Below are 22,620 nucleotides of genomic sequence, written 5' to 3'. Positions count from 1 at the left end.
TGATCGGAGAGTTATTAATCACTTCAAAAGACAAAAAGAAACAACCGGTTTCAGTCTCGTCGCCTCTGCAATGCAGCATCACCAGAGGTATCGGCGACCTTGGTTGCTGATTCCCGTTTGAGTTCTGCCAGCCAGTGGAGAAGTGATTTGTTATCCACAAATGGCTGATGGCCACGATTTGCAAAGACCACTTCACCAGCCTGGTTGATGACGAACGTTCCATGCAATAAATCTTCGGCCTGCTCCTGAGAGGGGCGGGTGTAAACACCCCATGCTTCTGAAATTCGATAATCATGATCGGATAAGACGGGAAAGCTGAAACTCCCATATTTTGCAAACTTTTCTTGCGTGGACTCACTCGAATCAGCACTGATTGCAATCACCTCGGCCCCCATCTCATGGAAATACGCGAGGTCTTTTTCCAGAGCAAACAGTTGAGCAACACAGTGACTGCAGTAATAGCCATAGTAGAAAACTAAAATGACAGGTTTCTTGAGCCTGAAGGACTCCAGTGATACCGCTTGCCCTTCCACATCCGGTAAAGTGAAGTCGGCCCCCTGTCGATGCAGAAATGGATGTTGCTGTGTTTCCGCTTTCTCAAATTGAGAATCAGACAGAATCTCGTTCAATGACGCAGACAGCGTTTCCCTGTTTGTCACTTCCAGGTAAGCCTCTGCATCTTTTTTGATATCTCCTGTAGAGACAAGCCCATATTCAGCACAGAACAGCCGGCACTGCTCCAGCCAGTCCGGCTCTGTTGCCTCTGCCCGCTGCCTGGGTGTGGAATAGTGATAGACGATAATCAGGATATAGAACAAAGCCACGCAGCCCAGGAATCCCAGAAAGAGTTCTGTAGCAAGACTTCGTTTCACCTTGGTAGCTGGATTCTTCATTTTTTTCCCGGGGGAACTTTTTTTCTTTTTTGTCATTTCACAAGCGCCATTTGATTGGTTCGGATCTTCAGGAAAGTGTTTTTATTGACTTGGATATGGGTGCCAGCATGTTGTTACGATCTGGACGGTGGTACTTCAGTCCTGATTTGAACCTTCACTTCTACCAGGCCGACCTGATCATGAACTTGAGACTGCTGGCTTCCCAATTGATAATCCCACGATCATTCTATTGAGGCTAAATGCGGCGATTGAATACAGAACAGCTGACTGCCTGTCCTGAGTACCAGATAGTCCTTCACTAGCGCGACGCCATAAACAGTTGGTCGGGAAAACAGGGCCGCGGAACGGCGGCGGTCCTCTGATTCTTCTTCAGCGGAAGGTACCTGATTTACAGGAGGCGCATCGTCTGTCCACAGTCTGTTTTCTGCGACAACTTCAAACGTGGCTCCAGATTTGAGAACTGTGGTGATCCCGTCTTTACCAAAAAAGTAAACATCATCTCCCACCCCTACAGGAGTCGCCCAGCAGGATTGCTTCAGCCGTTCCGTATAAGCCACCTGTCCATTGTTAATGTCCAGGCAATATACCACTCCCACACGATTGACCCAGTACGCATAGCCACGATACATCATCGGCGATGCCCAGGAAGGAACGGGACCGGGGTTCGTCCAGCCATATTGGGGAATCCACTCCTCACCACTCTGCTTTACGACAAAGAGTCCATTGGACTTTTTCGCCAAATCGTTATTTTCCCCTGAGCGTCCAGGTGAGGCCCCCACCAGGAACGCCCCCTGCCCGACAGGTAGCGGAGTTGTCTTGTCATTCCCCCCCACTTTGTTAAAACTCCATAACAACTTTCCACTCTGAGGATCGTATCCATCCAGACTCCCCGCGGAACTACAGACCACCTGAACCGAATCGTCGAAGGGAACCAGCATGGGAGAACTCCAGCTGACCCGACTTTTGCGATTCGTTTTCCACAAGGTCTTACCGTCAGCTTTACTGATCGCAGTCAGACAGGAGGGGCCTTCATCATCGATCAGAATCATCAACCGGTCTTTTAACTGGACCGGGGAGGCTGCCAGACCAAATTTATTCTGAGGAGCGCCCAAACGTTCCTTCAATGAGACAGACCAGTTGTGTTGTCCGGTATGAGTCAGCGAAACGATATCACCGCTTTCAAAATACGCGTAAATTCCATCTGCATCAATCACAGGCGTTGGTGCAGCCCGACTGATGTAGACACTGTTTTTCTCGGGAAAAGTTGATGATTGAGAATGCTTCCAGAGCAGCTTACCTGTACGCAGTGAATAACACACCACGTGCAGGATCTCCTTATTTTCACCCTCAACAGATGTTACAAAAACCCGCTCTCCCCAGATGACGGGGCTGGACTGTCCATAACCGGGTATCGCAACCTGCCATGCCAGATTTTTATCGGGCGCCCATTCCGTGGGAATCGATGATGCTGAGATGCTGCTGGCCCCCACGCCCAGAAATCCTGGCCAGCGATCCTGGGCCGGGAGAGCAGAGGAAAACCACAATAACAACGTAAGTACAATATTAAGTCTCATAATTTGATTTCCTGTATCAATAAGTCAGGGGATGAATTGCGGGAGCGATCGTCCCCTGCACACGGGATGTCTGTCAAAATTCACCAATCACTTCGCCCCCGGAAACACTGCCCAGGGCCTGCCAGATTTCAATGCTGATGTTTTCACTCACAAAGCGCACAGCGCCATCCCCCAGCAGGGCATTCACCCCACCAGCGTGGCGACTGCGGGCACTTTTCGAAGAGGCATAGCGTGAATAGCAGTCATTGGTACGGGAATTGGGATTTCGGAAATGGTTGTACCCGGTATCATTAACTGAACCATCAGCCCATTTCTCTCCCCGTTGAAACGTCACTGTCGCCGAGTTATCAAGACACCAGGAATCTTCCACGGCCGTAGCAGACGCATTCCAGACAGAAGCCAGGTTCCATTCGGAGCCGCTATTAGCCACGCCCCGCGTCGAATCGGGAGCAGCACTTCCAATCAGGTGTTCGGAAACGAATACCGTGTTTGACAGTCCGTCTGTAACGTCTCGGGCCTTCGTTCGAGAATCGATGGCAAACGCTCCGTCAGTGTCCTCATAAGCACCGCCATCCTGTCCCGTACCCTGACAAAAGACATAATTCGTCGCTCCCCAGGTATTACTGACGCGTTCGTGAATATCCGAAGGACAGAGAAATACAGGAACCTTCGTACTCACAACACCAGACAGCGCAGGATTCGTCGTCACGGAAGGCGGGGGACCAGAACTGTAGAGATACAGGGGGGACTTCAGATCGAGCTGATTATAGATATTGGACTGATCCAGGTAGGGAGTCAGCATCGCCAATGGGGACCAGCGGTAAAAACTCTGATTGGAGGGATCAACGGGAGCTTCATCCTGATCGCGTTGCGAAGGGAAATACAGGAAAGCATCGTGATGGTTGTGTAATGCCAGTCCGAGTTGCTTGAGGTTGTTCTTGCATTGCGTACGTCTTGCCGCTTCCCGCGCTTGTTGGACTGCTGGCAACAGCAGGGCGATCAGGATTGCGATGATGGCAATGACCACGAGTAGTTCGATCAGTGTAAAGCCGCGACGAATCGTCTGCGGTTCTGAATTGGTATATTGAAAGCATTTTTTCATTAGATATATCCGGACGTAGAAAGAGCGTTCTGCTTCGTTCTGAGAACATCTGTTACATCAGAACAACCAGTTGAGAATGAATACCAAAGCGGGATGTCGAGTCTGATACGCGGAGGCAGTGCGGCCAGTGGTAGCACGCTCACAGCAGATCAAAACGAACTTTGTGGAGAGTAAGTCTATGCCCACCGTAAGCGCGCCAGCACAAGCCGCACGCTCTCTGCTACATAAAGCGAGGCGCAAAACGACTGTCTGTTACGAACCAGAAGGCAAGATTCGGACTCGACAGGAAACCAGGATCAGACGATGCGTGGGGGAGGTGTGGGGGGCTCAAGCGCCTTCTCTGGCGCTTTCACCGAGTAGAAAGGGTTCCAGATATCCGGAGCAAAGACCAGTACTTCTGCCTGTAAGCCAGGCATGATCGCCCAGGGAAGGCTGTTCCAGAAGGTCCCCTGCCCCTGACATTTCTGGGCATACAGACCAATCACGGGACCGTTGTCCGTGTTACTTGCAGCTGTTTTTTCAGATTGAGTTGTAACAGCTTTGGCCGAAGTACAGCAGCCAGGGTGATTTTCATTGAGCACCGGAAGATCCGCAACATGCTGCTTCTTCTCAGAGCAACAACTCCCTGAACTGCAGGCTGTTTCTCTGCATTCTTTCGCAGCAGCCTGAGCAACATAAGCGGGAGCCTCAACGCGGTTTGCCTTGGCCCAGGCGATTTTTTCACGATTCGTAAAGCAACAACAGGATTTCCAGCACTGTTTTGCAGATTGACAGCCACAAGGACGATTCTGGCAGGGGAAAGGAGTGGAAAGATCTTTTTCCACGGGAGAAGAAAGACTCAATGGGAGCGGCACCAGCGAAGACATGATCGAAATCAACACAAACAGGCCGATCCACCTGCGTGCGTGATGATATTTCGCTAAAAGGAGCCGAGTGAACATGAACGAACCCGTAGATACCGTAACACGGTACCAAATGCTAATAACTAATCTGCTCACTCTCCACGCGAATAAGATTAACAGCCTGTTTAAGCGAAAGCAAGCAACTAATATCCAGTTCTAAATATGAGAATTGTAGTGTGAAATTTCCTGCGAATCGGAAACGCTGAGCCTGATATTCAAGAAACCGGATTACTCCGTCTGCTGGGCAAAGACCAGGATTGAGAGTTGGTACAACTGATTCCTCATATAATTCCAGGCAGTCTGATGAGCGTTTTCGAACCTGCTGCTGAGCACATTATGACATGACGATAATAATGCGGTTCAGAGGTGTATACTCAGTCCGTAAACATGTCCGATACGTTGTCCGACTGTGTCCGATTCAGGAAATCCCCAAAGCGATCGTCCCGCCAGCCACATCAACTCTGTAAGTCTGGTTTAACAGTGCTCGTATCCGAGATACTAGGACTCTTAATCACATTAAAGAGTTCTGCCCCAATCCTGTTCGGCACACTTAATGCTACCTGTAAAAAATCACCACGAATAGAGAGGTTTCGTGTATTTCGTGACGTTCGTGGTTTGTAAATTGGTCAATCTGCAGACAGGAAGGCGCGTTGACCGCTTGAGACATCTGTTATGCCACGAGCAAAGCGCGCCGAGATTGAAGAGCAGGACATCATCGGGCTGAAGTACTTCCGTCAGTTGGGAAAACTGCTGCAGGAACTGCATGAGGTCGGCTGCGAACGTGACCGTGCTGGCAATCGCAGTCTGCACATGGATCAGTATTGCACCATGATCCTGCTCTATCTGTTCAATCCCATCGTGACGTCTCTCCGTGGTCTGCAGCAGGCCAGTGAACTCAAAAAGGTGCAGAAAAAACTGAAGTGCCCCCGCGTTTCTTTGGACTCACTCGCTGAATCGATCGCTGTGTTTGATTCCAAACGTCTGAAGCCGATCATCGCCGCCCTGGGGGGGTGTTTAGCCCTTTCACTCAAGTCCTTTCACTCGTGCCATGACAGTCTTGCTCAAGTCAAAGTCATTCATTTCACAGTTGTCGAAACTTGATCCTGCCAGCGAGCCTGATCGAATTGTGCAGTTTATGAGTTTGCAGTCAACAAAAGTCGAGTCGTAAAACGACGCTTTTCGTAGGTTAGTGTTCTCGAAAGTGCATCTCTCAAACCTGATGTGGCGTCCTCTGACGCCAGTCATATTCGCATCGGAGAAGTCGCAGTTGAGAAACTTCCCATAGAAGACCGAGTTGTTCAGACGTGCTTTGTGAAAAACGCAGTTGAGGAATTCCCGACCAAGATTACCATCGCAAACAAATTCAACAAACTTACAGTCGTCGCACGCCCCAACAAATTGACCATCTCCCAGTACGGCACTAGAAAAATCCACACGCCGAACGGTCATCTTATGGAACGAAGCGTCAATGCGGACGCCTCGAAAGTCGCAATGGCCCTCGTCGGTGACACTAAAAGGGCTGCGGCATTCATCGGAACTTAGCAGCAAAGCCCGAATGTCAAGTGGCTGATGCTCACTCCAACGATCATGAATCGATGCCATTATGCACTCCCAGGGTAGTGTTACGTTGATGATCCAAGGCGCATCCGCTTGATCACCGTATTTGAATATTTTGCCTGTGGATCCCTCCGTAGTCCAGTCAATGCTGCCGTAACGCCCACCAGGTGCCCTGATCTGAATGTCTGGTCGGAGCAAGTTGCCCTTTGAACTTGTGGCTTCCAGACGACTTCCTCGGTTGAAGGCAATTCGGAAACCCGCATCCTGAGCTTCGAGGATATAGAGGTTGTCGATCAAGAGGCGTTCAGCTTCTTGATGCAGTGCGTTACGACGGGCGGTAATCTCTCGGAAGCCGCCTGTGCCACGATAACGCTGATAGATGTGCGACCACCTTGTATTTGCTCAAGAGAAGCTGAGGTAGTAAAGGCTACAATTGATCTTCGTAACCTTCTTCAAGTTCCATTATGGTATCTTCCTCAGCGGAGATTGCTTCATGACGTGCTAAAGCATTTTCGATATACGACCGCTCAATCTGCTGACGTAGTGGTTCAGGTAGCTCTGGAAGCTTTGTTATCTGAAAGAGTTCATACTTGATCCCCTTCAATTCCAAAGTATCCATAATGGCAACGAATCGGGATGACACTTCATCATGATCAAGACCATAAAACTTGCCCTCAAACAACGGAGTGCCTTTTTCAACTGCGTGCATCAACTCGGAAAGCCCACGGTCTGCACTCACTGACCGCACTGCGGAAGCAACCTTGGTTTTTGCCGCACAGTCTGATGCAACAACTTGAAATACTGTCATTTAGAAATCCTCAGGAATATCCGGACGCAATGGTCGCCCAGGCGCCGACGTACTCCATCGTCCGCCGTACCAGCGAAGGGATCTTCGATATTTTTCGACATGGGAGACGAGAACTCGCGCCTGATTGTCAAGTATGTCATAATAGACAACACGGTGAGTCACTTAGTCTCGGCCACTCTGACCGATGACACGCAGCTTGATTGAGAATTTTTATCAGATCCGGGATGCCAGACGATGATCGCTAAGGTGCTGGCTCTTGCCACTTAATTACAGCTCCCTGATCCCACGCCTCACCGATCTGACGAACGACATCCTTGACAATTTCCCCCGGCCCCATACCGCCTCCGGGTCGCGCTGCGGGTGGCAATAACAGTTGTGCCTGTCCTACGATTTTTCCAGTTTTGAGGCTCACCAGAAAGACTTCACAGGGTAAATCTTCCGTCGGTCGACCATGTTCGTCATACATGCTCGGCTTCATCTCTCCGTTGCGACCGACGATCAGATACTCCAGCGCCAAAGTCTTTTGGAGCATTTTTTCCATATCGGATCCATCTCTCTTCATCGCGGAAGAAACCAGGGGATTATCATCGCCCGTCCAGGCTATCGTATGTTGAAAATCATCCCCATCGATGGAAAAACGCTGATGCCCGTAGTCTCCCGCCGTCAGGTCACTCGATCCAGTCACATCAGGCGTTTGATAAGTTTTCAAATAACTTAAAGAGATCATTGAGGTATTGGTTCGTTCCGCATCACCCACGATCAATGTCGGTTTGGGATCCAGCGTCAGATCGAGTTTCGTTTCTTCCACCGGAGGAAGCCCATCAATACGAGTGACGACAGCTGCCAGCGTCGAATGCAGCGGCTCAAACTGTGATTGATATTGCTCAATCACTTCCCCGTTCGTAGGTCCGAACTGAAAACCGTGCCGCACACCGAAGCGCACGAGTGCCAGTATCAGAAAACCGACAACCAATGCTAGAGGGGCATACTTTTTCATTCTGTCCTTTCAAAATCTGAATCACAGGAGACTTTGCAGAGAACCGGACTCAGTCAAAATCCGTGAGAGGTCCTATAATTGTCTGAGTGAATTGATCTTTCAAGCCGCTATCAATGAAGAGTTGATGCGAGCCGATACGTGTGACATCAAAAATCGCCCCGAGTACGCATTAACGGGTTGCGCGAAGTCTGACCGGCCCGCACGGACGCTATACGTTAGCTTATCGTTTCCCGGTGGCGATCTCTATCCTTTATTTACCAGCTTCCAGGACCGTTGCTTGAGCGCCTGGCGAACGTTGCTGCCTGACCGCACTCTCTGCTTTTCTCCCGTATTCGATTCACCACTTCGTCTCCTGCAAAGTGGCAGGTGAGGGAAGTTCTCCAGAAAACACATGCAATATTTTGAGGATGAAGTTCGCCCCGTGCCAGACATGCCTGTAAGTGACTTTCATATCTAGAGATACGACTTGTCACCAGGCGCAAAAATGGGGTGTTTTTGGAACGAATTCGGGGCATTTTTGCCGCGTAACGGGCTCAATTCATCAGGAAAATGAAAAAAAAGTCGTCTGCAGTGTCACAACTCAGAGGGGGGCTTGTAAGGGAATTGTCTCAACGAGAGCAACCACAAAACAACACAAACCTTTTTCTTCTGGAGCCTGACATGACCTTCAACATCAACACAAAATTGTTTCGTGAATTCTGCAACAAAACACTGGTAAAAAGCCTGCTCTGTGGAGCCCTTGCTTTCAACACGCTGGGCGGATCTGGTTTCGCTGTCGCAGCTGATCCGGTCTCTCGTGCTGCCGAGTATGAGGAGTGGGGACTTGATTATCCTGACAAGGGGACACAGCAGGGATCAGACGCACCAGCCACACGACCTGCTCCGCAAACTCCCACTGCTCAACCCCCTGCATCGAACCCATCAGCCCTGATGGGGGGCACGGTACCTCAGAACATCGCCGGCTCAATTGAGCAGGCTGTGGTTCACGTCATCGTGTTCTACGCTGATGGCAAACACATGGTGATGCCAGGGTGGATCGTCGATACGGAACGTCGGATTATCCTGACCTTCGCTCTGCTCAAAAATGCCACCAAGGTTCAAATTGCCTACCCCCAGGTACCTTCCCGTGACAAGGATTCGCTGGTCGGTTCTCCCGCTGTGATCCTGAAGTACGACGGCAAGATGGATGTGGCTTATCTGCAGGCGAAAACAATGCCTCAGGAACTCGTCCACCTGACAGCTTCAAACGCACCACAGGGTGGCATGCCTCACCGCACTGCCAGCCACAAACCAACTGCACCAGTGCCTCCTGTTCAGGGTGGTCACAATGGCGGGCAGCAAGGTGGCTTCAATGGTGGTCAGTCTCAGGGAAATGGTGGATACACACCTCCCCAGCAGCAGTCGAACCCGCTCGTCGGAAAATGGTATCTGCAGGATGTATTGAACGGGGTACAGATTCAGATCGCCGTCGCCTTCAGTGCTCAAGGAGAGTTTGCGATGGAAGTAATGGCTGTCGACTCCAACGGCCAACAGAAATATGACTCAGACAATGGAACTTACAGAATCAACGGCAATACTCTGACCGTGAACACCAGCGATGGTGTGGAACAGTCAAAGTTCTGGTTTGAAAATGGTGTCCTCTATGTGCAGATGGTTGCTGACGGAACCACCATGGCTTTCCAGAAAGCATCGTAAGGCTGGATGAAAGAGGTTGGTTGTGGAAAGCCCTCGTTCCTTGTGAACGGGGGCTTTTTTGTGTTCTGAAACATCCTCTGCTGAGCTGCCCCGGCTATGAAAACAACCACTTGCGACTTTCGCAGGTGGCTGTTTTTTTATCTGATCTCAACTTCTCAGAATCACTTGCCGGCGGGATTTTTTTCTGGCTGTCCCACGATAAAGAAACTTGCCCAGAAGAAGGGATGGGCGGCATCACTTTGCTCCCTTCGCTGCAAAATGAGTTTTTGCTGGGCCGCTTGCATGGATTTGACCTGATCGCCTGATTGAACGAATTTTTGATAAAACGAATCCATCAGTTCGCGCGTCTCTTTGTCCGGGACTTCGAACATGCTGGTCAACAGGCTATGCGCTCCAGCCACGATAAACGCGCGCTGCAATCCCCGCACCCCATTCCCCAATTCAGAATCTCCCAGACCGCTTTCGCAAGCACTCAGCACAACCAGTTCCGTATTGCGAAAATCCATCGATGAGATTTCCTGGGCGGTCAGCCAGCCGTCCTCAAGATTGACGCCTCGCTTCTCGCTGTTTGTTGCCAGCTGATTGGCTCCTGCGAGCACAAGCCCGGATCGCAACAGCGGATTGTCGACATATCGCAACCTTCCCAGGGCCGAACCGGACGATCTCTGAACCGACCGACTCTCGTTAAACGCTCCGGCATTTTCCAGTGGGAGATAAAAGCCATGAGTCGCGATGTGGACAATCCGGGGAGAGACCACCGTTTTAAAGACGTCTTCAGCTGCGTCCCCTCCGTAAAAGACCTGCACGGGAGCGTAAATGGAACCAGCCAGGTGAGTCTGAACAGACGCGGCTTCTTTCCGCGCTCCCGGTAAGGGCCTCCAGCGGAGTGATCTCAGTTCCGTCTGGCCGGCACCTCGCAATGCAAATTTCTGATGATCCGACAAATCAATGCCAAGTGTTTTCGCCTGCGAGATCCGCTGTTCGCGGGTCGCATCATAATCCGGGTCGGCCAGCACCAGAGTACCACGGCCGGGCGCTGCTTTCTCACGGAGCAGATCCCGCCCGGAAGAGACATAGCTGATGGCCAGGTCCTCAACCAGATAGTGACCATTCGCGCGGGTCAGCGCGGCAAACGGAATAAAATGCAGCTGTCCATCAGGGGCGATCACGAGGTGGTCGAGTTTTGACAGTTCTTCATCAAAAGGCTGCAGCAGGCTGCGATAGAGTTGGGAACTCAATTCCTGATATTGAGACTCCAATTCGTCTTCCGACATGAAACGGAGCGAACGGGGAACGCGTTCGATATGCCCCCGAAGTTTTTCAATCTGCTCGTTGATATCCCTGATTCGCCCCAGATCGACGAGACGGCAGGTCCGCTTTGCATCAGATGGCAGATAAAAAGCAAGTAGATGCGGGTCGTCCCCTGCGCGCGAAGCCGGGTCTTTCAGATCGATCAGGCCGCTGACAACAAACTCGATCAACGCACTGTCAGGAGCCAGTTTCCCGCGAATCTCTTCGACATCGACGCCCGTCAATTGCAGTTGCAGACCGGCCTCCCGGATTGCGAGGGCAACCTGTTCCTGCAGTTCCTGAATTCGGAGCACGGCTTTGGTCTGACGGTTCGGTACAAATTTCTCGCCGGCATTGGAAACCTGCTGCTTCTCGAACTCCTCTCCGGTCACGCTGGACTCTGCCAGCCAGATCCGCAGCTGCTGGATTTCCTGGAGTTTACTGGCGATGCCGGCATCGTGAATCAATGCGTTCTGAGCCGCATTCATCTGGCAGGCGATGTCCAATGCCAGTCCCTTGCGTCCCAGAATACGGGAAAACACTTCTGAAACGGAATCCTCGGGCAGCTGCCCCGAGAGTTGCAGAGTCACGAGCAGTGAATAGAGATTAAACCGGTTATTCAAGAGCTTGGTCAGAGCTGCTTCCGGTCTGAGCAGCAGATTTGTCATGAGAGAACGTTCATCGATTTCAAAACAGCGTGACAGATATTTCAGAGCGATTGCGGATTTCCCCAGGCGCGCCTTCACTTCCGCCAGATTGTAGAAAATCAGAAACTGGATTTCGTTCCCCGTTACAGTGCTCTCCAATCTGGAGCTGAAAGCCTGCTCCAGATACTGCTCTGCCTGTTCCAGTTTTCCCCGATTCAGGGCGACCGCCCCAAGATTATTCAAGAGCTCTGATATCTGTGGATGATTGGGATTTTCGAAGAACTTCCTGTAGATCTGGAGTGATTGCTGGAAGTATGTCTCAGCTTCCTCATACTTTTTCTGGTTAAAACTCAACATCCCTCGAAGTTCAAGTGCATTCGCATAGTCCTTCGAATCGGGATCCGTCATCTTCAGTTTCGCCACAAACTCATCGACAACTTCCTGCAGGAGCGCATGCGAGAGTGGAAACTGCAGAAGTTGCCAGCCAGCAGCCAGGATGAACTCCGTTTCTGCACGCGAATCAACGTCCAGGCCATTCACAATTTCCATGGATTCCAGCAACGGATAAATGGCCTGCATGTCATTTCCGAGAGCTGAATAAACGGAAGAAAGTGTCTTCAGGGCCTCGGCATTCTTCAGACTCATCTTACCGAACACGGCTGCATATCGTTGACAGGTGGATTGCGCCAGTTCCAGCGCTTCGGCATACTGTCCCTGATAAATATAATACTTCACCAGCCGATGATAGCTCTCTGCCAGGGCCGGAGCGTTCTCCCCCAGAATTTCCGTTTGAGTTTTGATCGCCTCGAACAACCATCGCTGCGCCTGTTGAACATCTCCTGCTGCCATTGCACCGAGTGCAGCCTCCGATTGGGCTTCCGCAGTCGCCGCATGTCGATCGCCCAGCAGTTCGGATCGAATCCGGACTGCCTCGCGATAAGAGTCCATCGCGCTGCTGATCCGTCCGGATTTTCTCTGGAGTTGGGCGAACTCCAGACAGGTGGTCGCGACAGCCCGGTGTTTGCGCCCCAGAATCTCAGTCTGAGTCGCCAGCACTTTTTCCAGCAACGAAAGCCGATCTGCCGTTGCTTCGCTGCCGGACTGATCCAGGGCCTTTGCCTCCCACTCCTCTGCCTCTTTCAATTTCAGACGAGCTTCGGGAGACAGGTCCGCATATTTTCGTGCCTCACGTAGTTCATTCTCCGCATCGGCCAGATGCCACGGTTCATTTTGATCCCATTCCCGGGCGTGATCCTGTATGACTTTCAGCACACGCAGGTAAGGCGCCGGATCCGAAAACTGACCGGTAATCCCCTTCACTTGCTGGAGAAATCCCAACCACTCCCGTCCCCTGTAAATTTGCGGACGTTCCAGCGTCGATTGGGGGGACTGATCGTTCTGCAACGTCGACTCTGGTTTCGGTGGGAAGGTACCCGTTGCGAGCACATTCCATAATTCCTCAAATAGCGCAACAGCTTTGTCTGGTTTTTCGTCTGCCTGCTCGAGCGAGATTTGTGCCAGTCGAATATTGCACCAGAGAGTCGAGATTTTCTCATCCTGCTGTAGAGACTGATCCAATTGGCCGAGCAGGTTGCGTGCCTGCTGGTACCGTTCCTGTTCCTGGTACATGGAGGTGAGGCCCAATACAGCATCGACCTGTAATCCCCGATCGTACAAACCGGGTGTTTCGACCATTTTCAGAAATCGCCGAAAGAAGTCTTCCGCGGACACGTATTGCTGTTGCCTGCGATAAAGTCCCGCGACGTTCTTCAATGTGATCAGTTGGGCGCGGCTTGGCGGACCTGAAAGTTCATCGAAAAAATTCACTGCTCGCAAATAGTTCTCAAGCGCCTCATCGGTCCGTCCCAGTGTTTCGTAGATCGTCGCAACCTGGTTACAGGTTTGGGCGACAAGACCTCGATCGACTTTCAGCAGCTGCCGCGCCAACTCTTCTGCAGTTTCACAATAAGGAATCGCTTCAATCAGCTGATCGTGATTGCGGTAGTAGAACAGAAGCTCGTTTAACGTGATAAGATAATCGATACCACTGGTGAGACGCTGTTCTTTCAAGACACCTTCGGCTTTGAGCAGCGCCACGATGGCGTCATCTCGGCGGAGTGTATTTCGAATCCGACCAACGATTCGCAGGGCACGAGCATATTCCGGGGTCTGGTGCCAGGAATTCTTCTCGTAAATCCCGGTAGCGGTCTCTGCCTGTTCCAATGTCTGTTCAGAAGCAGGCTCACTCCAGTCGGCAATTTCGATGAGAAGTTCTGCGTACGCCGGATGGTCATCTCCCAGCACCGCACGCATTGGCTTGAGAAGTGATCTGTAGAGCGCGAGTTTGGCATCGCGATCTGTCGTCTGTTTCGCGACCTGAAAATCAGCACGTACCGCTGACGGAGTATTCGCCCCGAACAACTTCTGAACCAGATCACGATACTCACGACTCAGTGCCAGCGCTGCAGTTTCGTCACCCGGGATTGTTTTCGTATCAATCTGTGATTTCAGAGCCAGGCAACGGTCCATGTCCTGTAATGAAGCTTGATTCATTGTTCGACACAGCCGCAAAACCTTCAGGTCCCACTCAACGTCACGTATCTGGTACTGGCTCTTTCCGGTATCGGATTCAATCTGTTTCAGTGTAGCAAGGCTGTTCTCAAGATAGCGCTCTGCAGTATCCCAGTTATGCTCTGGCAACGCCTGCTGACTGAGATATTGTTCGAGACTGATCAGGTTGTACTCCAGCAGTTGTGTCTGGGAATTGATCAGCCCGACGCGATTTCTCAAAAGACTGCAGGCTTTCTTCAGAACATGATGGGCTTCGTCAAACCGGCCGGTTCGTATCAGAAACAGACCGAAATTGTTAAGCGTGATTGCATAATCCGGCAGAAAATCCACTTTCGACTGCTCGTAGAATTTTACGGATTTGCGGAAGTGTTCGTCAGCAAGATCCGTAGCCCCACCATGCAATGCCTGATCCGCCCAGACTTTATGTAAGTACGCATGAACGGGATGCGGAGTCTTCGTGACCTGTGGTATCAGTTGATCGAGCCGCTGAATTTGTGTGATTGAGGAACTCGGGTCGTTCATGACAACCAACAGCTCCTGGCTTCTCAATAAAGCTTCGATCACGCTGAGATGACGATCTCCCAGCAGTTCCAGCAGCACGCCGGCCCGCAGAAGATTCGCTTCTAAAGCAGCACGATAGTCATTCTCCAGCAAACCATTTAAGAAGTCCCGTTCTGCATTCAGAAACTTCATGCGTTTTGTGAGCGGCAGGTCGGAGATTGCAACCAGGGTCTGTTGAAAACGAAGGGCGTCCTCAGTTTTCCAGGACTCGGTCTGATGTAAGCGATCAATAATTTCCGACGACTGCGTTGCGTACCGTAATGCGGCATCCACCTGGTTGTTTTCCAGTGAGTATTTGGCAAGATCGCGAAGTCGCCACGCCGTCTCGTCCGACTCGGAACCAAAGATTTTCTGTTCGAGTCTAAAGAGCTTTTCAGCCAGTGCGATCGCTTCCGTCAGGTTCCCTTCCAGCCAGACCGCTTCCATCTCCGTCAGCAGCTGACGCCTTTGCCTGGCTGTGCTGGTCTCAGAATGGATCGCAGGCCGTGGTGCCACAAGCGGCTGATCCGGTTGTTGTGCCTGTAGATGTTCGGTTGGCAGTCCCCATCTGGAACCAGCAAACCAGGCACAAAGCAAGAACAGGAGAGCAAGCCCCCCTCCCCCCATGGAAGCATATTTTTGGGGTGCAGGCACTATCTAGACTCCCAGTGACTGAATCTCTGGCAGGTGTCCCATCGTTCTGAAGACTCCGCAATCGTCAAACTGTGATAAGCCGAGCTGATAATTTCCGATTATCCCCCTGGCTTGAACAGAAGTCAAGTTGCCTGGTCCGACAGAATGTCGCACTACGATCCAGTCATTGTTTTCTGCGGAACATGCCTGGTAGAAAACGGCTGCTGAGAGAGCTCACAGGAATACTCCGGTTAAGCTGCTCATTACCGGGAGCTCCCCCATCCTGGAACGACAACCCGGAATCATTTCATTGATCGCCTTGGAAAGTTTACTCAGTCAGGAATGAATTCTGAGCCAAAAGAATTCCTGCTGTGCAATTGGACGATAGCATCTTGACGACAAAGAATAGCAATCGCATAATGAACGCAAGTATCAGCCCCTCGCTGTGTATGCAGTGGCTGCGTTCTCTGGGGTTTTGATACGCCTCCAGCACCCATCGAACCACAATTCTTATAAACGCAAGAACTAATATCAGGAGGTAAGTTCTCAAGCAGACACAGGTACGCAGACAATCCAGTCGAGATGGAATCTGTTTCCCCGTGTTTTGTTTTTTTTCATAACTTTTTTGCAAATCACCTGTCACAAGTCGAATGGTCCGCTGTATGGGACAGTGCACTGGTGCAGACTCGAAAGTTCATTTTCCAGTCTGGCACCTGCTGTTTTGCGAAATGTAAACTTCATTAACACGCAATACTGTTCCACAGCTGTAGAACATGAGCAACCCAACAGGAGATTACTATGAAAAAGATGAAAATTTCTGTTCTGTCTGCATGCATCGCCGGAAACCTGGTCTACTTTTCCCTGAACCAGGTTACTGCTCAGGAAATCACATTCCCGGATGCCCCTTCACGAATCAAAGATTCTGTTTCAGGTCTGAAAGTCTCCCAGGCTTCCACTGCCGGAACTCTTGCTAAAACGCAGGGAGCTCCTGCCTTTGCCCGTCAAGATTCCGCTGCTCAGATGGCAGCTGGATCCCTCAGCCGAAACACTTTCTCAGACAATCGCAACGCCGTTCTCAGCCAAAGCGGGTCGATCGGTCAACTCGGACGGACATCGTTGTCCGCGGCGTCTACACCCAAATCTGGTTCGTTGAATTTTTCTTTCGACACCACCAAAGCCGGGAATCAAGGTCAGATCAGTCTGCCTGCTTCCCAGTCGGCGAGAAACACTCCCGGTGTCGATAGCGAAGAAACTTCTTCGATTAATCTGAATCTCTTCTCACAGTCGCGTCTTGCGGACTAACGCAACGGGCAACTTTCAAGAAAAGGTAAGACAATGATTAATCTAAGAAAGACACTGTTCTATATGCTGTTCCTCGGCATGTTCATCGGCACGCTCCCCGAACGGTCGTTCGGGGAGATCACTGATAAGCACCGCGAAGTTGTGGATCGGGTGACCAAGCGATTACTGGCCGTCATGGAACAGCCAGAAGGCTGGAAAGTCTGGCCTCCCAAAGTTACTGTCATCGATCCTGGATTTGCCAATGCCTTCGCGGGGTTTCGAACCGAGGACGGCGTTGAGGTCCCGTTTATCGAAGTGACAGTCGATACCATCGAAAAGATTGCCAAATTTGATGAAGAAACGCTGGCATTCACGATCGGCCACGAACTGGGACACCTCTACTACCGTCACAGCCACAAGAAGATTGAGTTTTTTCAGAAGTTCGGGAACGATCTGCAGATGGTCCGACTCGCCACAGATCGCGAGAAGGAACTTGAAGCGGACCTGTTCGGGATGCAGCTGGCGTTCAAAGCCGGTTATACCCGTCGCGGACTTGTCAGCGATCTCAATGGCTGGCGTGGCAGCGGTCCACCGTACTGCCGTTTTGAAGGGTTAAAACTGAATCACCCCTCCTGGGAAGACCGTGCCGGATATCTGTTTGACGATGAGCGGACAAAAGCCATGTGGCAATCACTCAGTTCATTTCAGACCGGTGTGATGTTTCTGCAGAATCAACATTATCCACACGCAGAAATCTGTTTCCGAAACGTCACAGAGGACTTCCCGGAATGCTACGAGGCCTGGGCCAATCTTGGTTATGCATTATTGATGCAGTATTGCGATGGCCTGGACGAGAAAGACTTGCGCAACTTTGACGTGGGTCATCTTGTTGTCGGTGGTTTCTATCGACGTCCCGATTCACTGGAACCCGCCGTGCGTGGCGTAGATGAAAAATTGTGGTTTGAAGCGGTCGGTGCTTTCCGCGAAGCTTTACGGCTCAAGGAAAGGTTACAACTGAAAGACCCTTTTCTGATGGTCAAAGCCAACCTGGCAGTCGCTTACCTGATTCATCCCGGTGGAAAAGATGTTGGACAGGCGGAACGCTGGTTTGATGAAGTCTTTACAGCCCTCAAGGACGAACAGCTGGCGAAGACGCTCGATCCTCTGGTCCATGCTTCCATTTTGATCAACTCCGGATCGGCACGCGGTTTCAGTCCGGAACTGATGACTTCCACCTTACAGTTACTGGCCAAAGCCAAAACGGTGCGTGGCAACGGAGAAGCCGTTAAAGCGATGGAATCCGCTTTGCGTTTCAACCAGGCACGAACTCTCACCGCCAATACGGAAACAGAGAAACAAGAGACGGCTCTCAAGCTGTTCGAGGAATATTTGAACGGCATGACCGCTGCCAGTTCCTGGTGGCCGATCGCATACGACGATTACGTCGTTCTGGCAAAAGCCGCCGGGGTCAAGCCGAAAGCAAAGTCCGAGTTTCGTAAGCCCGGAATCAAGGACTGGCGTCCGGTGACGGCTGTCAAACTCGCCGATGGAAAAGTGATCGGTCTCAGCCAGAGCCTTAAACAGCTCATAGACGATCTGGGACCGGCTGATGTCGAAATCCCCGTCGTCGAAGGGACGAATCTGAAGTACTACAAGTACACAGACCTGGGCATTACCGTGCTGGCAACACGTGAAGTACTGGCTGTGATCCTCGACGGAAAAGCAGCCCCTGCCATCACAGTACGTCGCCCGGGACTCGGCGGAGAATCGATCAAGGTCTCCCTGGGCATGCCCAGTGCCGAAATCAAAAAACAATTTGGTGATGACTGGGATGTTGAACTCGCTCATTTGTTCGACGTCAAAGAGTATCACCAGTTGTATCGCGATCTCGGTCTGGCCGTACAGTACGATAACGGAGTCGTAAAGGAGCTTGTCGTGGCTGTCGTGCCCGTCAACGAATCGCGCTGAAGCAGCGCTTTGTTTCACGATGATTCTCAGTCAACTTACTGCTGAATTTCACTCAACCTGCTCAAGAATTTACAGATTGGAAACTAAAATGAACTTGCACGTAATGATTCGATCACTGCTGGCTTTTTCCCTGATGTTTGTTGTCATGGCCAACGGAGCAGCCTTCGCTCAAGAAAAAGATCAGGCGGCAGAGGAAGCACGGGAGAAGGCATTAGCAAAATTAAAAACGAACCTGGAGAAGATGTCAGATAATGTCTTTCTGCGTGAGCAGACTCTGGATAACGGAAAGAAATTCTACCAGCTGCTCTGGGAGATGGATGGAGAGACTTCCAAGATCACATTCGAACTGCGCGAATTGGGTCATTTCCATGGCGAACTGGTCTTCGGCATCCTGGCATACACGGTCGTCGCTGGGGTTGAGGAAGGTTCCCTGCCTCCCGCGGTCATTAAAGCGGTTGCCACGAAGAATGAACGAACCGGTCTGGGTTATTTCAGTATGCCCGAAAAGTTCGATATGGTATTCATGAACATGACCACGCCGTCAGACACACTGACCCCCGCTCAGCTCTGGATGATTTGTGGCTATATGCACCAGAACAGAATCGGATTCAAAAAAGAGATCGAAAATTTATTGAACGCTTCAGGGAATTAGTCCGCTTCCCGTTAACCCAACGGTGAATATTTCGCAAAGGTTTGGTCGTCTGATTGAACCTTTGCGAAATCCTTTTTTGGAGGAGGATAAAGCTGAATTCAGAAAATCGAGACGAGAGGGAATTACATGCTCAAACCACTTTCCTGGGCACAGTCGCAAATCAGCATCCCACCCCGCAGAGGATGGCCTCGACCGCACCACTACCTGAGATACCGGGCTTCCGCCTGATTTCAATTCTCGGTCAGGGAGGTATGGGTTGTGTCTATCTCGCACAACACCTGGACCTCGAAAGGCTTGTCGCGCTCAAGGTTGTTGCTGCGGCGGGCACAACTTCTCCGTCATTGTTGTCGCGTTTTCGAGAAGAATCGAGGGCGGTCGCAGCAGTAACTCATCCTGGTGTCTGTCACATCTATGAAGCCGGAGAGTCAAAGGGGCTACCTTACCTGGCGATGGAGTACGTCGAAGGTGTGACGTTGTCCGAGGCATTAAGAGCCCAGTTGCCTTCCCCCACCGAGTCGGCAAAGTCGATTCTCGCGATCTCCGAAGCGATCGAAGCCTGCCATCAGGCCGGAATACTCCACCGCGATCTGAAACCCTCCAACGTCATGCAGGCAAAGGACGGGCACATCAAAGTCATGGACTTCGGTCTCGCCAAACGTCTGCACGCGGGTGACGAACACAAAACACAAACCGGCGAAATCATCGGCACGCCCAGCTACATGGCGCCAGAACAGGCCAGCGGTGTCGTCAAGCAGTTTTCACCTGCCACCGATGTCTATGCCATTGGCGCAATCCTCTACGAACTTCTGACCGGACGCCCCCCCTTTCAGACCCCCGACCTGATGCAGACCATCATGCTGGTCTTGACCGAGGAGCCAATCAGCCCGCGCAAACTGCAGCCACGGGTCCCCGTGGACCTGGAAACCATTTGCCTGAAATGTCTCGAAAAAAAACCGCAGAAGCGCTATCAGTCTGCTGCCGATCTCGCCGAAGATATTCGGCGGTTTCTCGAGCATCGTCCCGTTGAGGCACGTCGTACGCCCTTCTGGGAAAAAAGCTGGAAATGGGCGCGTCGTCATCCAGTCTACACCGTCCTGGCAACCGTTTCGGTCCTCACTCTGGTCGCGGCAGTACTCGGAGTATCATTTCACGTTGAACGGCTGGAGGTTGCCTTAAACCGCTCCGAACGACTGTTCCAGGGAAGCCAGGAACTCGGTCGCTGGCTGGTGAATGAACATATTCCTCAGATCGCACGCCTGCGTGGTGGCAGCACGCAGCAGGAAGAGCTGGTGTCGAAAACACTCGAGCATCTTCAACAGTTGGAACAGGACGTGGCTGCCGACCGGACGCTCGCCGAGTATATAGCGCAAGCCTACCTGAGAATCGCCGAAATTCAATCCGATCCATTCTTTGCCACCGATGTGCGGCTGCAGCAGGCTGTAGAAAGCTATCGTAACACACTGCAATTGTATGAAGACCTGGAGCAGCATGCAGGGGCCGATGCTGTCAGTCTCAGAAAACCACGAGCCGAAATATTAATTCGGCTGGCGCAATTAAATCAGCAACTTGGTGAGATCAGTGTCGCGCGGGAAGAAGTTCACAAGGCCTCTGAACTGCTGGCAGGAATTCCTCAACCCGATCGTAATACCCGGCTTCTGACTCTGAAAGCAGGCTGGTTGACCGTCCTGCTCGATCGAACACAGCTTTCCAGTCAGGCTTGCCTCGATCGTTGCCAGAAACTGATGACGCAATGCGGCGAACTCAAAAAATTCGGTGATGATCCTGCCCTCGCTGAACTACAGGCCCAACTTTCCCTGTTGATGGCAGATGTGGTTGAAACGTCGCAACCAGGAACCTTTGCAAACAGCATGCGTCTCGTCAGCGAACATCTCGAAGATGCGATTTCGTATTTCGATGAACCATCTCAACAGGACTTACACGTTGTCTGGCAGCAGGCCCAAACCCGATCCCGCCTGGCTCAGGTTCTCGACACCGAAAACCAGCAGAAAAAAGCTGATCAACTACTGGAACAGGCGATCGAACAACAGCAAAGCCTCGCCAATGAAATACCGGAAAGTCCTGTAATCACCCTGTCACTATTGAAGTTTCTGGAACAAAGGCTGGCTTTAGAGATTGCCGTCCCCGATCTGGATGCCGCCCTGCAAACGGCTCAGGTACACCAGCAGTTTTCAGAAAAGCTGTTCCTCTCCAACCCGAAAGAATTCCGGGAACAGTTCCAGCGTTCTCACGGACTGCTGGCTGACGTACAACGGCTTCGTTTTCGTTACGATGCGGCTGCTGACCATCTGCGCGAGGCCATCGAACTGGCTCGAAATGATGGTTCCCGACAACAACAGGCAATCCTGGCTGGTTTACTCAGAGCCTATGCCGAGTTGCTCGCCGAAGGCGATCGGCAGCATTCCACCGTTCCCGAACGGCTCAAATCCCTGCAACAGGCAGTGGCGTTTTTGAATGAAAGCCTTGAAATTTATGAGAAGCTGGAAACAGCAACCCAGAGCCCATCTGAGTCACCCTACTGGAAATCGGTCGCTTTGAAACATCAACTCGAAACGGAAATGGAACAACTGAAGCTGCGCACCCTGGAAAGAGGACGGACAACAATCCCGCCAGCAACGCTGGACGCTCCGAAACCCGTGCAGCAGAAACAGCGGTAACCTCAACCACAACACGAACGTGATATAGTCAACAATCAGCCCCCGGAATTTCGCGATGACAGATCTGGAACCTGAAGAATTTAAATCCCGTTTCGATGCACAGCCGACACGCTGGAGCGTCATCCAGAGGGCGCACGGTGAATCGCTCGCTGGCGGTGCCGAGGCAAGACAGTATCTGGTCATGCGGTACTCGCCGGCCATCCGACGCTACGTCCGCGCAATCACTCGTGACGAGCACCTGGCAGATGAGATTTCGCAGGATGTCATGGTCCGGTTGCTCCAGGGCGATTTTGCTGGCGCTGATCCACAGAAAGGACGCTTCCGGGATCTGCTCAAAGTAGCTGTTCGCAATATGGTGCGTAACCTGTGGTCCAAACAAAAAGTCCGCCGTACTGTCGATTACGATCTGGACCTGAATGCCGACGACTCGAACAATGAGACGGACGCCGCCTGGACCGAGAGTTGGAGAGATCAGGTCCTGAGCCTTGCCTGGTCGCAACTCGAGAACTATCAGCAGAATCATGCAGGTAGCGTCGCTTACAGTATCCTGAAATTGCGAACCGATGATCCGGATTGCTCTTCCGAAGAACTGGCCGAGCGGCTGAGCCAGGAAATCGGCAAACCGGTCCGCGCTGATCAGGCACGCCAGCAGTTACGACGGGCACGTGTCCGCTTTGCAGAGTTGCTTGTGGCGGAAGTCGCAGATGCGATTAACGTCACAACTCCGGAGCGACTTGAGGATGAACTGGCACAGTTACAGCTATTGGATCGAATCCGCGATGTACTGCCGGCAGACTGGTCTTCGAACTCCAACTGAGTTCAGAAAAAAAAGCAT

At 51.6% G+C, this 22,620-nt stretch carries 15 protein-coding genes; 7 read left to right on the top strand and 8 right to left on the bottom strand.

The features are described from left to right. Positions 1-50: 50 nt before the first annotated feature. From HG66A1_RS09910 to HG66A1_RS09895, 4 genes are all read right to left on the bottom strand, one after another. Positions 51-893: a peroxiredoxin family protein gene (locus HG66A1_RS09910; RefSeq protein WP_197997072.1), complete on the bottom strand. Its 843-nt coding sequence runs from the start codon at positions 891-893 to the stop codon at positions 51-53. Between the two features lie 221 nt (positions 894-1,114). Continuing rightward, a complete protein-coding gene (locus HG66A1_RS09905) occupies positions 1,115-2,467 on the bottom strand; it encodes a PQQ-binding-like beta-propeller repeat protein (protein WP_145182842.1) in 1,353 nt (450 codons plus the stop codon). A gap of 73 nt (positions 2,468-2,540) precedes the next feature. Beyond that, positions 2,541-3,569, bottom strand: a complete 1,029-nt coding sequence (locus tag HG66A1_RS09900; RefSeq protein ID WP_145182839.1) for a DUF1559 domain-containing protein — start codon at positions 3,567-3,569, stop codon at positions 2,541-2,543. Between the two features lie 296 nt (positions 3,570-3,865). Further along, a complete protein-coding gene (locus tag HG66A1_RS09895; protein ID WP_145182836.1) occupies positions 3,866-4,510 on the bottom strand; it encodes a hypothetical protein in 645 nt (214 codons plus the stop codon). A 633-nt stretch (positions 4,511-5,143) separates the two neighbouring features. Between HG66A1_RS09895 and HG66A1_RS09890 the strand changes: the two genes are divergently transcribed. Then, positions 5,144-5,572 carry a hypothetical protein gene (locus HG66A1_RS09890; RefSeq protein WP_145182833.1) on the top strand — a complete coding sequence of 143 codons (429 nt, stop codon included), beginning with the start codon at positions 5,144-5,146 and terminating at the stop codon, positions 5,570-5,572. Here HG66A1_RS09890 and HG66A1_RS32795 read toward each other — a convergent pair. The 3 genes from HG66A1_RS32795 to HG66A1_RS09875 all read right to left on the bottom strand — a co-directional run bounded on the left by HG66A1_RS32795 (position 5,495) and on the right by HG66A1_RS09875 (position 7,833). Further along, complete coding sequence (locus HG66A1_RS32795) at positions 5,495-5,716, bottom strand: pentapeptide repeat-containing protein (protein WP_409999479.1); 222 nt, start codon at positions 5,714-5,716, stop codon at positions 5,495-5,497. The genes HG66A1_RS09890 and HG66A1_RS32795 overlap by 78 nt on opposite strands. A 739-nt stretch (positions 5,717-6,455) precedes the next feature. Beyond that, positions 6,456-6,836: a hypothetical protein gene (locus HG66A1_RS09880; RefSeq protein ID WP_145182827.1), complete on the bottom strand. Its 381-nt coding sequence runs from the start codon at positions 6,834-6,836 to the stop codon at positions 6,456-6,458. Between the two features lie 241 nt (positions 6,837-7,077). Beyond that, on the bottom strand, positions 7,078-7,833 hold the full coding sequence (locus tag HG66A1_RS09875) for a hypothetical protein (RefSeq protein WP_145182824.1): 756 nt from the start codon (positions 7,831-7,833) through the stop codon (positions 7,078-7,080). A gap of 660 nt (positions 7,834-8,493) precedes the next feature. Here HG66A1_RS09875 and HG66A1_RS09870 point away from each other — a divergent pair. After that, the gene (locus HG66A1_RS09870; protein WP_145182821.1) at positions 8,494-9,528 is read left to right on the top strand and encodes a lipocalin family protein; all 1,035 of its coding nucleotides are present in this window, start codon (positions 8,494-8,496) and stop codon (positions 9,526-9,528) included. A gap of 161 nt (positions 9,529-9,689) precedes the next feature. Here the strand turns inward: HG66A1_RS09870 and HG66A1_RS09865 are convergent, their stop codons facing one another. Further along, positions 9,690-15,230 carry a CHAT domain-containing protein gene (locus HG66A1_RS09865; protein WP_145182817.1) on the bottom strand — a complete coding sequence of 1,847 codons (5,541 nt, stop codon included), beginning with the start codon at positions 15,228-15,230 and terminating at the stop codon, positions 9,690-9,692. 777 nt (positions 15,231-16,007) lie between these two features. Here HG66A1_RS09865 and HG66A1_RS09860 point away from each other — a divergent pair. The 5 genes from HG66A1_RS09860 to HG66A1_RS09840 all read left to right on the top strand — a co-directional run bounded on the left by HG66A1_RS09860 (position 16,008) and on the right by HG66A1_RS09840 (position 22,602). Continuing rightward, positions 16,008-16,511, top strand: coding sequence for a hypothetical protein (locus HG66A1_RS09860; RefSeq protein WP_145182815.1), 504 nt, complete (start codon positions 16,008-16,010; stop codon positions 16,509-16,511). 33 nt (positions 16,512-16,544) lie between these two features. Next, a complete protein-coding gene (locus tag HG66A1_RS09855) occupies positions 16,545-18,458 on the top strand; it encodes a M48 family metalloprotease (protein ID WP_145182812.1) in 1,914 nt (637 codons plus the stop codon). Positions 18,459-18,546: 88 nt separating this feature from the next. Continuing rightward, a complete protein-coding gene (locus tag HG66A1_RS09850) occupies positions 18,547-19,110 on the top strand; it encodes a hypothetical protein (protein WP_145038988.1) in 564 nt (187 codons plus the stop codon). Positions 19,111-19,292: 182 nt separating this feature from the next. Then, positions 19,293-21,785 (top strand): serine/threonine-protein kinase, encoded by a 2,493-nt coding sequence (locus tag HG66A1_RS09845; RefSeq protein ID WP_145182809.1) that lies wholly within the window; start codon positions 19,293-19,295, stop codon positions 21,783-21,785. A gap of 55 nt (positions 21,786-21,840) precedes the next feature. Further along, on the top strand, positions 21,841-22,602 hold the full coding sequence (locus tag HG66A1_RS09840) for an RNA polymerase sigma factor (protein WP_145182807.1): 762 nt from the start codon (positions 21,841-21,843) through the stop codon (positions 22,600-22,602). The last annotated feature ends 18 nt before the right edge of the window (positions 22,603-22,620 follow it).

Source organism: Gimesia chilikensis, from assembly GCF_007744075.1.
GTDB lineage: Bacteria > Planctomycetota > Planctomycetia > Planctomycetales > Planctomycetaceae > Gimesia > Gimesia chilikensis_A.
This window is presented reverse-complemented; position numbering and strand designations above follow the sequence as displayed.